Raw genomic sequence first — 13,024 nt, 5'->3', positions numbered from 1 at the left:
CAGGATCATGACGCTGCCAACCCGCTCAAAACGGACTTCGCCCTTGCGCCAGCGACATAGACTTCCGCTATCGAGCGATCATCGCCAAGGGTTTGCAGCAGGAACAGCTCCTCCGCAAGGCTGGAAATCGTCTGCTTGCGGAGCGCCATGGCTGGTGTTGCCGCTGCGTCCAATACAATGAGGTCGGCGGAATTGCCGGGCGCAATGGCGCCGATGGTGCCTTCCAGCGACAGCGCCCCCGCATTGCCCAGCGTCGCCATATAGAACGAGGCGAATGGGTTCATCCGCTGCCCACGCAACTGCAGGATCTTGTACGCCTCATCCAGCGTGCGCAGCATGCAGAAATTGGTGCCTCCGCCGATATCTGTTGCCACCCCGATACGGACGCCGGCCTTGCTCAGCCGCTCCCGATCAAACAGGCCCGACCCGAGAAAGAGATTGGAGGTGGGGCAGAAGACCGCCACCGAACCGGTTTCGGCCAGCACGCGGGTTTCACGATGGTTGAGGTGGATACTGTGGCCCAGCAGCGTCCTGGGGCCCAGCAGCCCATAATCCTCGTAAATGCCGGTATAGTCCGGCGAGTTTGGATAAAGCTGCATCGACAGCGAGATCTCGGCGTCGTTTTCGCTTAGGTGGGTCTGCACATAGCAGTCGGGGTGTTCCGCGACGAGTGCTCTTGCGGCTTCCAGCTGTTGGGGCGTCGAGGTGATCGCGAAGCGTGGCGAGATGGCATAGAGCCCCCTGCCCCGACCATGCCAGCGCTCGATCAGCATCTTGGTATCGTCATAGCTGGATTGGGCGGTGTCGCAGAGCGCTTCGGGCGCGTTGCGGTCCATCATGACCTTTCCGCCAACCATCAGCATGTTGCGCTTTTCGGCCTCGCCGAAAAACGCATCTACCGACCGCGGATGGCTGGAGCAATAGGCTACCGCCGTCGTCGTGCCATGGCGGATCAATTCGTCATAGAAGGCCGAAGCGACAACTTCGGCGTGTCCCTGCTGGCTGAACTTTTGTTCTTCCACAAACGTGTAGGTGTTGAGCCATTCCAGCAGCGAGCCTGCATAGGACGCCATGATCTGCGACTGCACATAGTGAAGGTGCGTATCGATAAAGCCGGGCAGGATCAGATGCGGGCGATGATCGATGATCTCGGCACCGTCCGTGGCAACGAAGTCGCCGACGGCAATGATCTTGCCGGTTTCGATCGTGATCGCGCCATCTTCCCAATAGCGATAGCTGCCCGCGTCATCCATGCCCTGGGGCTCGCTGACGAAGCTCAGCACCCGCCCACGCAAAATAGTCCGGCTCATTGACCCGAGCCTTCGCGAAACCAGGCGACCAATAGCGCGCGTTCTTCGGGGGTCATCTCGCTGGCATTGCCTGGCGGCATGGCATGGGAATAGCCTGCCTGCATGGCAACATCCTTGGCGTGGTTGGCGATAGCGATGTCGTTGTCGAGGATCACGTTCCTGGGCGCTTCATAAATGCCGGGCCAAACAGGCTCCGCATTGTGGCACATGGCGCATCGTGTCTGCACCGCTAGGCTGGCAGCGGCAAAATGCTCTGCTGCAAGAAAGGGTTCGGCCGCACGAGACGCTACCTCCTCTCCCGCCGAACCGGCAAGCTTGGGGCCCGATGAGAGCCACGCAATGACGATGAACAGGATGACGGCAACAGCCCAGGTCCAGTGCGGATTGCCTTTGCGGGCATGGCGCGTGTTGAAATAATGCCGGATCACCACGCCGACGAGGAAGATCAGCGAGGCGATGATCCAGTTCCACTGCGTGGCGAAAGCCAGCGGATAGTGGGACGACAGCATGAAGAAGATGACCGGCAGCGTCAGGTAGTTGTTGTGCAGCGAGCGCTGCTTGGCGATCTTGCCGTATTTTGCATCGGGCACGCGGCCGGCTTTCAGATCGGCGACGACGATTTTCTGGTTGGGGATGATGATCATCGCCACGTTCGCCGCCATGATCGAAGCGGTAAACGCGCCCATGTGCAGCATCGCCGCACGGCCCGTGAACAACTGCGTGTAGCCCCAGGCCATCGCCGTCAGGATCACGAACAGCACCAGCATCAGCCCGTTCTGCGAATTGCCCAGCGGCGACTTGCACAGGCGGTTGTAGATGACGAAGCCCAGCACGATCGATCCCATGGAAATCAAAATCGCCGCCCAATTGGGCACGTCGAGCACGTTGCGGTCGATCAGGTAGATGTCGGCGCCGACGTAATAGATAAGCACCATGAGCATGAAGCCCGAAAGCCAGGTCCAATAGCTCTCCCATTTGAACCAGGTCAGGTGCTCGGGCAAAAAGTCGGGCGCAACCAGGTATTTCTGGATGTGGTAGAACCCGCCGCCATGCACCTGCCATTCCTCGCCATGCGCCAGTGGCGGAAGGCTGGGCGTCTTGCGCAGGCCAAGGTCGAGCGCGATGAAATAGAAGGACGAGCCGATCCAGGCGATGGCCGTGATCACATGCAGCCAGCGCACGGCGAAACTAAGCCATTCATAGGCAATCGCATAATCGGGCATCGCACCGTCCCCCTCGCTAGACCATCTGGTCACAAAAGAGGCGGGCGTGGGCCCGCCTCCTCAACGATCATATCGACAAAAACCCTTACGCCGGCTGTTCGACGCCTTCGACGTACCAGTCCATCGAGAGCAGTTCCGCATCGGTCATGGTGACACCTGCAGCGACACGCTCGGCACCGGTGTTGTCCTTGATCGGACCGGTGAATATATGGAACGAGCCATCGATCTGGCCGGTCCGCACCTTCTCGGCATCGGCAACGACTTCGGCGGGGATCTTCTCGTTATACGGTCCCATCTCGACCACGTTTTCCTTGAGGCCTTCCCAGGTGTCGCCGGCAACCCAGGTGCCATCGATCACGGCTTGGGCCGACGCCAGATAATGCGGCCCCCAATTGTCGATGATGGCAGTCAGCTGCGTCTCCGGAGCAAAGGCGCTCATGTCCGCACCCTGGCCAAAGCCGCCGATGATGCCACGTTCCTGAGCAACCTGCAGGGCCGCCGGGCCGTCGGTGTGCTGGGCGATGACATCGACGCCCTGGTCGATCAGCGCACGGGCAGCATCGGCTTCCTTGGCTGGGTCATTCCAGGTGGAGATATAGACGGGCTTCACGGTGATGTCGGGATTGATGCGGCGGGCCGACAGGGCCAGCGCATTGATGCCCATCACCACTTCGGGGATCGGGAACGAGCCGATATAGGCAAGCTTGCCGGTCTTGGAGAGATGGCCGGCGATGGTGCCGCAGACGGCGCGACCCTCATAGAAGCGCGCGTTGTAGAGGCCCACGTTCTCGGCCTTCTGGTAGCCTGTGGCGTGCTCGAACTTTACGTCCGGGAATTGCTGAGCGACCTTGATCACCGAGTCGCCGAAGCCGAAGCTGGTGGCGAAGATCAGCTTGTTGCCCTGTTGGGCCAGTTCGCGCAGCACGCGCTCGCAATCGGGGCCTTCCGGCACGTTCTCGACATAGGTGGTTTCCACCGCATCGCCGAGTTGTTCTTCGACATAGAGGCGTCCCTGATTGTGGGCATAGTTGTAGCCATTGTCGTTGATCGTGCCGACATAGATAAAGCCGATCTTGAGCGGCTCGCCTTGAGCAAAGGCCCTGGAGCCCAACAGCGGCAGGGCCGCGGCAGCGGCGCCCGTTTTGAGGATAGTCCGGCGTGTAATCGTCATCTGTCTCTCCTGAGTGACTTCTCGTTGCAGATCGAGACGGTCATTGGCGCCATCTCAATTACTGGGCAGAAACGGCTTGCCGAGGCAGGCCGGTGCATTGGTCGAAGCGTCGCGCCGAAGCGAAATCAGCACCAGCACGACAATAGTCGCAAGATAGGGCAAGGCAGCCCAGAGTTCCGACGGGATGATCGACAGAGGCCCACCCCCGGCCTTGGCATAGAGTTCCATGGTCATCACAAGGCCGAAGAGATATGCGCCGGCCAGGAGGCGGAACGGTTTCCACGAAGCAAAGACCACCAGCGCCACCGCTATCCAGCCGCGCCCTGCCGTCATGCGTTCGGCCCATTGCGGGGTCAGCAATAGCGGGAAACACGCGCCCGCAATGCCCGCCATCGCACCACCGAACATTACTGCCGCATAGCGCACACCCTTGACCGAATATCCGATGGAATGGGCAGATAGGTCGTTTTCACCAACGGCGCGCAGGATAAGCCCCGCCCGGGTCTTCTTGAGGAAGTACCAGATGGCGAAGACCATGAAGAAGGAAAAATAAACCGGCGCCGAATAGCCGAACAGCACGCGCCACATTGGATGGGTGGCAAGCTCGGCCGGGAACAATGGGCGCATCAACTCGATTGGCCGGGCCGAGAACGGCGCGCCTGCAAGCGCCGAAAAACCCGTGCCGAATATGGTGAGCGCCAGTCCCGTGGCGGTCTGGTTGGCCGAAAGGCTCAGCGTCAGGAAGCCGAAGATCATCGAGGTTGCGGCGCCGGCAAAGGCACCAGCAAGCAGCGCCAGATAGGGGTTGCCGGTATAGAACTGCGCGGCAAATCCTGCGATTGCGCCGACCAGCATCATGCCTTCGACGCCCAAATTGAGGACGCCCGCCTTCTCCACCACCAGTTCCCCAAGTGCGGCAATCAGGATTGGGGTGGCGGCACCGACAAGAGTGATGAAGATGGCAATGGTTATGTCCATTACGCCGCCCCGGACGCTGGAATGCTGGAGACGCGCCTCAGCCGATAGCGCACGAGGATATCACCGGCCAAGAGGAAGAACAGCACCATGGCCTGGAAGATGCCGGTGGCCGCGTTGGGCAGGCCAATCGTCGTCTGGGCAACCTCGCCGCCGACGAAGGTTATCGCCATGACGACGCCGGCGAAGATCACCCCCAGCGGATTGAGCCGCCCGAGGAAGGCGACGATAATCGCGGTGAACCCATAATTGGTTGGGAAACCCGGGACCATGCGCTGAAAGGGTCCAGCGACTTCCAGTATCCCCGCAAGACCTGCCAACCCACCGCTCACCAGCATGGCCAGCCAGATCGTCTTGCTTTCCGAAAACCCGCCATAGCGCGCGGCATGGGGAGCCGCACCGACGACCTTCATCTGATAGCCAAAGACCGAGCGGGACATGATGAACCACGCAACGAATGCGACGAGGATGGCGATTGGCACCCCCAGGTGCACGATGGTTCCGGGTATGACCGTGGGCAGGCGCGCCGCTTCCGAGAACAACCGCGTTTGTGGAAAGCCCATGCCCATCGGGTCCTTCCAGGGCGCGCGGATCAGATAATAGATCAATTGCACCGAGGCATAGGTCAGCATCAGCGAGGTCAGGATTTCGTTGACGTTCAGGCGCACTTTGAAAAAGGCGGGAATGGCGGCATAGAGCGCCCCGCCCACCACGCCAGCCAGGATCATCAATGGCAAGATCCATGGGCCCGTCATGCCATACGTCGCCAGCGCCACCCAGGTGCCGGCGAGCCCGCCCATGACGTACTGCCCCTCCGCACCGATGTTCCAGACATTGGCGCGATAGGCAATCGAAAGGCCTACGCCGATGATGATGAGCGGCGCAGCCTTGATCCCCAAATCCTGCCATTTGTAGGAATTGGTCAGTGGCGTCAGGAATATTTCCCGAACCGCGCCGATGCCATCATAGCCGATCAGCGAAAAGATGATGGCGCCCACGATCATGGTCAGCAGCACCGCCGCCACGGGCGTTGCATAGACCATCAGCTGCGATGGCTCCTGGCGTTTCTCAAGCCGGAACTGCATCGTGCGCCTCCGCAGTGCCGTGCACGCCACCCATCAGTAGGCCGATCTCCTCCACACTCACCTCGCTCACCGGACGCGCGGCGGAAAGGCGCCCCATATTGATTACCGCCAAGGTATCGCACAGCGCCCGAAGCTCATCGAGATCCTGGCTGATCACCACGATAGCCGAGCCCGCCGCGGCAAGGTCCACCAGAGACTGATGGATCGCCGCAGCGGCACCGGCATCGACCCCCCAGGTGGGTTGGCTGACCACAAGAACGCTGGGTTTCTGCAGGATTTCGCGGCCCATGATGTATTTCTGCAGATTGCCGCCAGACAGGGAACCTGCCGTCGAGGCCGGCCCCAGCGCCTTCACGGCGAAGTCGGCGATGACCTTGCCGGTATAGGTTTTGGCAGCACCCGAATTAATCAGCCCCAGCATGACCATCCCCAACCGGTCTCGCGCGGTCAGGATCGAATTGTCGCTGAGGGTAAAATCGCTGACGGCAGCGTGGCCATTGCGCTCCTCGGGTACGGCGCAGAGCCCGTGCTTGCGGCGCCCCGTCGTATCGAGCAAGCCCAGCGGATAACCATCGATGGCGACCGCATTCTTGTCGTCGCTGCGGATTTCGCCCGAAAGTGCGTCCAGCAGCGCGTTCTGACCGTTCCCTGCAACGCCCGCTATTCCGAAGATTTCGCCGACCCTGACGGTGAAACTGACATCATCGACTGGCACTTCAAAATGGCCAGTCTTGACGGTCGACAGCCGCGAGACCACCAGCTTGGGCTCGCCCAAGCTCCGCCCCGCCGCACGCACGATATCCTTGAGCCCCGCGCCGATCATCTTTTCGGCCATGGAGCGCGAGGTTTCCTGCCTGGGATCGCAGGTGTCCACCAGCTTGCCACCGCGCAGGATCGTCGCCGTATCGCACAGCGCCTTGATCTCGTGCAGCTTGTGGGAAATGTAGAGAATGGAACAACCCTGTGCCGCGAGCTTGCGCAGCACCTCGAACAATTGCTCGACCTCTTGCGGGGTGAGCACCGAAGTGGGCTCGTCCATGATCAGCAGCTTCGGGTCAAGCAGCAGCGCCCGCACGATCTCGATCCGCTGCCGCTCGCCCACCGAGAGGGTGGCCACGGTACGATGCGGGTCGAGCAGAAGGCCGTAGGTGCTCATCACCTGCCTGATGCGGGCTTCGAGTTCCCGTGATGGGATCTTGCTATCCATCCCCAGCGCGATGTTTTCCAGCACCGTCAGCGCTTCAAACAGCGAGAAATGCTGGAACACCATGCCGATGCCCAGCTTGCGGGCGGCCTTGGGGTTGGCAACGGAAATTGGTTGTCCGTTCCAGCGAATTTCGCCGGCGTCAGGCTGCATGATCCCGTAGATCATCTTGACCAGGGTGGACTTGCCCGCGCCATTTTCGCCAAGCAGTGCGTGTATCTCACCGGGGCGAACTGCAAAAGAGACGTTGTCATTGGCAAGAACGCCAGGGAAGCGCTTGGTAATCCCAGTCAATTCAAGCCGATGCGGCATACTAACGTCCAATGACCACCCCCAATGACCCAGGGGCGCGCGCCCGCGCAAACTCGGCTTCCCGTTTGCCAATGTGAACCATAATTTCGGCTGCCGCCAGTGCCGCGATGACTTCAGGCCGTTTATCCCCAATGCCTTGGCTGCCGATCGGCGAGACGAGCCGCTCCAGTGCTTTCCCATCACCACCTTCGGCCCGGAACCAGCTCGCAAACCGCGCCCGCTTGGTCTGCGAACCCACCATGCCGACATAGGGGCTGTCAGTTCGGGCCATCGCCTCCTGGGCAATCAGGAAATCCAGCGCGTGGTCGTGGGTCAGGATAACGTAGCTGCTTCCATCCGGGGCCGAACGGACCACCGCTTCAGGCATGGCGACGGCCCGCGCCTTTACACCTGGCGGCAATAGATCGAGCTCCTCGCGTCTTGTGTCGATGACTTCGAGTTGCACCGGCAGCATGGCGAGGAATTGCGCCAGCGCCCGCCCCACATGGCCTGCACCGAAAACATAGACATGTGGTAGCGCCGCCTCTTCGGCCGCGATCCTGTCCGTGAGTTGCTGGCGCGTCTTGCCGTCAGCATATCGCAGGCTGACCCTGACACGTCCGCCGCAGCATTGGCCGATTTCGGGCCCGAGCGGCACATCCATGGCCTCTTCGGCCCGCCCCTCCGCGATCAGCCGTCGCGCATGGTCGATCACCATGTATTCCAGTGCACCACCCCCAATTGTGCCAAACAGAGCATCCGGCCCCACCAGCATGAAGGTGCCTTGCTCGCGCGGAGACGAGCCGCGGACGGAGGTGAGTTCGCACAGAATTGCATGGGCATTCTTCATGAAGAAGCTGGCGAGTTCGGCGGAGCTGGTCATGATTTTGCACCGGAGCCTAAAACCCCGATCCAGCCTCGGCCCTCAGGAGGAGTGTTCACGTCGCACTCTTCTTGCATTGCCAATTCATCCGCGGCGTCATTCCCGCGAAAGCGCCACTTATGCGCTGAAGTGAAGTGAGATTCCCGCCTTCGCGGGAATGACACTGTGTGGTCAACGTAAATAGTGCCCCCTCTCATGGGGAGGCCAGATTGCGGTGTTGCAGCCGGAACGCGCACCACCATCACCCCCGCGCCTCCCGCTTCAACCGCTCGCAGCCCATCAGCACGCGTTCGGGGGTGACGGGAGTGTTGAGGCCGGGCGCTATTTTGTAGTCCGCCACGCTCGCCACCGCCATCGACAGCGCCTCAACGACGCTCATTGCCAGCATTAGCGGCGGTTCGCCTACTGCCTTGGAGCGGCCAATGGTGGGTTCCTTGTTGGTCGACCACTCCGCGAGGCGGACGTTGAAAATGGGGGGGGTGTCGGAGGCTAGGGGGATTTTGTAGGTGGAGGGGGCTTTGGTGCGGAGTTGGCCTTTGGTGTCCCACCATAGTTCTTCGGTGGTCAGCCAGCCCATGCCTTGAATGAAACCACCCTCGATCTGGCCTATATCGATGGCTGGATTGAGGGATTTGCCGACGTCGTGGAGTATATCCACGCGGTCGACGGTGTATTCGCCGGTCAATGTATCTATGGTGACTTCGCTGGCGGCGGCGCCGTAGGCGAAATAGTAGAATGGGTGCCCGCGTCCGGTGGCGCGATCCCAATGAATCTTTGGCGTTTCATAGAAACCCGCGGCCGAAAGTTGCACGCGGTTGAGATAAGCAGAGGCAGCAAGCTCCGCAAATGGTATGAAGCCTGCTTGCGTTTGGACCCCACCTTGCACCCAACTTGCTTCGCTTTCGCTTACGCCATGCACCCTGGCTGCATGCTTGAGGAGCCGTTCCTTGATCTGGCGCGCCGCGTCGGCGGCCGCCATGCCGTTGAGGTCCGAACCCGACGACGCTGCCGTCGCAGACGTGTTCGGCACTTTCCCCGTGGTGGTCGCCATGATCTTGACCACGTCGAGTCCCACTCCGAAGGCATCGGCCACGACCTGCGCCACCTTGATATAGAGCCCCTGCCCCATTTCAGTGCCGCCATGGCTCAAATGGATCGAGCCATCCTTGTAGACATGGACCAGTGCACCGGCCTGGTTGTACCAGGTTGCGGTGAAGGAGATGCCGAACTTGACCGGCGTCAGCGCGATACCTTTTTTGAGGATTGGGCTTCCGGCATTGTATTCCAGGATAGCGCGGCGGCGGGCCTGGTAGTCCGACGAGGTTTCGAGTTCTTCCACGACCCGATGAATGATGTTGTCTTCGACCGGCTGGTGATAGGGCGTTATGTTGTCGGTATCGGTGCCGTAGAAATTGGCCTTGCGGATATCGAGTGGGTCCTTGCCAAGGGCATAGGCGATATCTTCGATCCAGCGCTCGGCCGCCAGCATGCCCTGCGGTCCGCCAAAACCGCGAAAAGCGGTGTTGGAAACCGTGTTGGTGTAAAGCGGCTCGGAGCGCACCCGCACGGCCGGATACCAATAGGCGTTGTCGGCATGAAACAGGGCACGGTCCGTCACCGGGCCTGAAAGGTCGGAGGAAAACCCGGCACGGGCGCCGTAAACCGCATCCACCGCATGGATCTTGCCGGTGTCATCATAACCGACGTCGTAATCGACCACGAAATCGTGCCGCTTGCCGGTCGCCGTCATGTCGTCGTCGCGGTCCGGCCTGATCTTGCAGGTACGATTCCACTTTTTCGCGGCGAGCGCCGCGACGGCGGCAAAAAGGTTGCCTTGCGTTTCCTTGCCGCCAAAACCACCGCCCATGCGGCGCACGTTGATCGTCACGGCGTGATGGCGAATGCCGAGCACCTGCGCCACCATCAACTGCACCTCGCTGGGGTGCTGGGTGGAGGAATAGACGGTCACGTCTTCATCCTCGCCGGGCACGGCCATGGCGATCTGGCCTTCGAGATAGAAGTGGTCCTGACCGCCGATCTCGATGCTGCCCTTGACGCGGCGCGGCGCGGCGGCAAGCCCCGCCTCCACTTCACCACGCTCGAGCTTGAGTGGCTCTGTCACCAGTTTGCGACCCGCTGCCTGCGCATCCCGGACTGTGGTTACAAACGGCAGGTCGCGATATTCGACCCTGGCCAGATGCGCTGCACGCCGCGCCTGGTCGCGCGTTTCGGCGATCACGGCAAAGAGCGGCTGCCCCCAGAAATGCACCTTGCCCCTGGCAAAGATCGGTTCGTCATGCTTGTGGCTGGGGCTGACGTCGTTCTCGCCGGGAATATCATCCGCCGTCAGAACGCCGATGACACCGGGCGCGGATTCAACGGTCTGGAAGTCGATCGAGACGATCTCGGCATGTGGCCTGGTCGAGAGCGCCAGATAGGCGTGCATGGTGCCAGCCGGCTCGATCATGTCGTCGATATATTCGGCGGAACCGGCAACATGCTTGGGCCCGCTATCGTGGCGAACCGGCGTATGCAGACTGGCTAGTACGATGGGGGCCTGGTGCTTGTTCATGGTCTGAACTCCTCGCCAGGGAACCACCACGTCATTCCCGCGAAAGCGGGAATCTCACGTTCACCGGACAGTGAAGGGAGATTCCCGCTTTCGCGGGAATGACGTCGCGGGTGGGCGAGACTTGCGAGAACATTCTGCATCATGCAACCTCCCGCTTGAGGCGTTGTGCTTCCCCGATTGTCTCAAGATAGAAGCGCTTGAGCAAGTTCTGTGCGGTCAACAAACGGTATTCGGCGCTGGCGCGCATATCGGAGATCGGCTGGTAGTCCTGGGCGAACAATGCCATCGCGGCATCGACCGTGTCCAAATTCCATGGCTGGCCGATCAACGCCGCCTCGACCGTCGCTGCACGCTTGGGCGTTGCCGCCATGCCGCCAAAGGCGATCCGTACCGCGCTCACCACGCCGGCCTCGTCCAGGGATACCCTGAAAGCCCCGCATAGCGCCGAGATGTCTTCTTCGCGACGCTTGGAGATCTTGTAGACCGCGAATTTGTCCCCCACCGGCAGATGAGGGATGGTGACAGCCTCGACGAACTCGCCGGGCTGGCGGTCCTGCTTGCCATAGGCCAGGAAGTAATCTTCCAGATCGATTTCGCGGCGCTGCTCGCCGCAGCGCAAATGGAGCCGGGCGCCGAGAGCGATAAACGGCGGCGGCGTGTCCCCAATGGGCGAGCCATTGGCGATGTTGCCGCCGATTGTTCCCATATTGCGGATCTGCTCGCCCGCTATGCGGTTCCACAGCTCGGCCATGTGAGGGAAATGCCGGGTGAGCAGCGGCAAAGCTTCCGAGTAGGAAACACCCGCATAGAACCGCAAGGCGCCTTCGTGTTCCTCGATGCGCCGCAACTCGGGCAGGTGACCGATAAAGATGACCGGCCCGATGGACCGCATGAACTTGGTCACCCAAAGTCCGACATCGGTAGAGCCGGCAACAATGGTTGCGCCGGGATTGGCTTCATAGACCTGGGCGAAATCGTCAAGCGTCGCGGGCACTATGATCTGCCCGCCGATCTCGACCCGGCGCCCATCGGTGATGGCTGTGATCTTGTTCTTGAGCGCGATGCGCTCCGCCCAGAGCGGGTCGCCCTGTGGCTGGCCATAGGTGGAAATCGCCTTGCCCGCGCGAATGATCGGGGCATAGCCGGTGCAGCGGCAGAGATTTCCCTGCAGCGCCTTTTCGATGGCGCGCTGGCCCGGCTGCGGATCGCGCATCCAGAGCCCATAAAGGCTCATCACGAACCCCGGCGTGCAGAAACCGCATTGCGAGCCATGATGATCGACCATTGCCTGCTGCACGGGATGAAGGGCCCCGTCCTTGCCGCGCAGGTGCTCGATGGTAACGACATGGGTGCCGTGCAGACTGCCGACGAAACGGATACAGGCCGTCACCGAGTCATAGATGATCTCGTCGTCCATCAACCGGCCGACCAACACCGTACAGGCGCCGCAATCCCCTTCGGCACAGCCTTCCTTGGAGCCGCGCAGCCGCCGCTCCAGCCGCAGCCAGTCCAGCAAAGTGGTTTCCGGCTTGAGGTCGGTGAGGGTGATTTCCTCGTCGTTGAGGATGAAGCGGATGGCGGTGGTGATCTCTACCATGTGCGCCCCTCACTGAAGTGAGATTCCCGCTTTCGCGGGAATGACGCGGTGGGCGGACCTCCCCTGAGGGAGGGAGTGTTTGGGTCGAACGCTTCTTGCATCACCAATTCACCCGCGGCGTCATTCCCGCGAACGCGGGAATCTCCCTTCATTGCTCTCCAAAAGTGAGATTCCCGCGTTCGCGGGAATAACGTCGTGGGGCCAAGGTACACGGTGCCCTTGAGGGCTGAGGTGAGGGGTGCGATGCCGGGAGAGGTGTCCATGTTTCAGCTCCCCCGATAGGTTGAATACGCGAACGGGCTCACCAGCAGCGGCACGTGGTAGTGCTTGTCCTCGGATATGGTGAAGCGGATCGGCACCACGTCGAGAAACTGCGTTTCGAGCTCGACACCGAGGCGCTCGAAATACTGACCGACATGAAAGTGAATCTCGAACTCGCCATGCTGGAACTGCTGCTCATCGAGGAGCGGCTGATCCACGCGGCCATCCGCATTGGTGTAGCTGTCGGTGATGTGGTGCGTGTGGTCGCCATGCACGTACAACAATTCGATGCGCATGCCGCGCGCCGGCTTGCCGTGCATTGTATCCAGCACATGCGTGGTTAGGCGTGCACCACCTGCCATTTGCTGCTCCGTCGTCGTCCCCGAAAAACAGACTATCGCATCACCGCCGTTGCGCAATGCCCATTTTTTACCATCTGGTCCACTTTTGTG

General features: G+C 61.0%; 10 protein-coding genes. All 10 read right to left on the bottom strand.

What is annotated here, in order from left to right; all coding sequences use genetic code 11:
• Positions 1–5: 5 nt before the first annotated feature.
• A complete protein-coding gene (gene guaD / locus C8264_RS05175) occupies positions 6–1,310 on the bottom strand; it encodes a guanine deaminase (protein ID WP_108459885.1) in 1,305 nt (434 codons plus the stop codon).
• Positions 1,307–2,533 carry a urate hydroxylase PuuD gene (locus C8264_RS05170; RefSeq protein ID WP_108459884.1) on the bottom strand — a complete coding sequence of 409 codons (1,227 nt, stop codon included), beginning with the start codon at positions 2,531–2,533 and terminating at the stop codon, positions 1,307–1,309. Before C8264_RS05170 ends, guaD begins: the two co-directional genes overlap by 4 nt.
• An 85-nt stretch (positions 2,534–2,618) precedes the next feature.
• The gene (locus C8264_RS05165) at positions 2,619–3,704 is read right to left on the bottom strand and encodes a BMP family ABC transporter substrate-binding protein (RefSeq protein WP_205245613.1); all 1,086 of its coding nucleotides are present in this window, start codon (positions 3,702–3,704) and stop codon (positions 2,619–2,621) included.
• A gap of 54 nt (positions 3,705–3,758) precedes the next feature.
• Positions 3,759–4,682, bottom strand: a complete 924-nt coding sequence (locus C8264_RS05160; RefSeq protein WP_205245612.1) for an ABC transporter permease — start codon at positions 4,680–4,682, stop codon at positions 3,759–3,761.
• Positions 4,682–5,764, bottom strand: a complete 1,083-nt coding sequence (locus tag C8264_RS05155; protein WP_108459883.1) for an ABC transporter permease — start codon at positions 5,762–5,764, stop codon at positions 4,682–4,684. Before C8264_RS05155 ends, C8264_RS05160 begins: the two co-directional genes overlap by 1 nt.
• Positions 5,748–7,280: an ABC transporter ATP-binding protein gene (locus C8264_RS05150; protein ID WP_108459882.1), complete on the bottom strand. Its 1,533-nt coding sequence runs from the start codon at positions 7,278–7,280 to the stop codon at positions 5,748–5,750. Before C8264_RS05150 ends, C8264_RS05155 begins: the two co-directional genes overlap by 17 nt.
• Position 7,281: 1 nt before the next feature.
• The gene (gene xdhC / locus C8264_RS05145) at positions 7,282–8,142 is read right to left on the bottom strand and encodes a xanthine dehydrogenase accessory protein XdhC (RefSeq protein ID WP_108459881.1); all 861 of its coding nucleotides are present in this window, start codon (positions 8,140–8,142) and stop codon (positions 7,282–7,284) included.
• A 241-nt stretch (positions 8,143–8,383) separates the two neighbouring features.
• The gene (gene xdhB / locus C8264_RS05140; protein WP_108459880.1) at positions 8,384–10,714 is read right to left on the bottom strand and encodes a xanthine dehydrogenase molybdopterin binding subunit; all 2,331 of its coding nucleotides are present in this window, start codon (positions 10,712–10,714) and stop codon (positions 8,384–8,386) included.
• Positions 10,715–10,853: 139 nt separating this feature from the next.
• Positions 10,854–12,311 carry a xanthine dehydrogenase small subunit gene (gene xdhA, locus C8264_RS05135; RefSeq protein ID WP_108459879.1) on the bottom strand — a complete coding sequence of 486 codons (1,458 nt, stop codon included), beginning with the start codon at positions 12,309–12,311 and terminating at the stop codon, positions 10,854–10,856.
• Positions 12,312–12,577: 266 nt separating this feature from the next.
• Complete coding sequence (gene uraH / locus C8264_RS05130; RefSeq protein ID WP_108459878.1) at positions 12,578–12,934, bottom strand: hydroxyisourate hydrolase; 357 nt, start codon at positions 12,932–12,934, stop codon at positions 12,578–12,580.
• Between the last annotated feature and the right edge of the window lie 90 nt (positions 12,935–13,024).

It is taken from the genome of Devosia naphthalenivorans, assembly GCF_003056355.1.
Taxonomy (GTDB): domain Bacteria; phylum Pseudomonadota; class Alphaproteobacteria; order Rhizobiales; family Devosiaceae; genus Devosia; species Devosia naphthalenivorans.
The sequence above is the reverse complement of the archived record's forward strand: the minus strand, read 5'-3'. Positions and strand labels throughout refer to the sequence as shown.

Excerpts from the sequence above, each read along its gene's own strand:
- guaD (WP_108459885.1), bottom strand. The coding sequence starts at position 1,310 with ATGAGCCGGACTATTTTGCGTGGGCGGGTGCTGAGCTTCGTCAGCGAG.
- C8264_RS05170 (WP_108459884.1), bottom strand. The coding sequence starts at position 2,533 with ATGCCCGATTATGCGATTGCCTATGAATGGCTTAGTTTCGCCGTGCGC.
- C8264_RS05165 (WP_205245613.1), bottom strand. The coding sequence starts at position 3,704 with ATGACGATTACACGCCGGACTATCCTCAAAACGGGCGCCGCTGCCGCG.
- C8264_RS05160 (WP_205245612.1), bottom strand. The coding sequence starts at position 4,682 with ATGGACATAACCATTGCCATCTTCATCACTCTTGTCGGTGCCGCCACC.
- C8264_RS05155 (WP_108459883.1), bottom strand. The coding sequence starts at position 5,764 with ATGCAGTTCCGGCTTGAGAAACGCCAGGAGCCATCGCAGCTGATGGTC.
- C8264_RS05150 (WP_108459882.1), bottom strand. The coding sequence starts at position 7,280 with ATGCCGCATCGGCTTGAATTGACTGGGATTACCAAGCGCTTCCCTGGC.
- xdhC (WP_108459881.1), bottom strand. The coding sequence starts at position 8,142 with ATGACCAGCTCCGCCGAACTCGCCAGCTTCTTCATGAAGAATGCCCAT.
- xdhB (WP_108459880.1), bottom strand. The coding sequence starts at position 10,714 with ATGAACAAGCACCAGGCCCCCATCGTACTAGCCAGTCTGCATACGCCG.
- xdhA (WP_108459879.1), bottom strand. The coding sequence starts at position 12,311 with ATGGTAGAGATCACCACCGCCATCCGCTTCATCCTCAACGACGAGGAA.
- uraH (WP_108459878.1), bottom strand. The coding sequence starts at position 12,934 with ATGGCAGGTGGTGCACGCCTAACCACGCATGTGCTGGATACAATGCAC.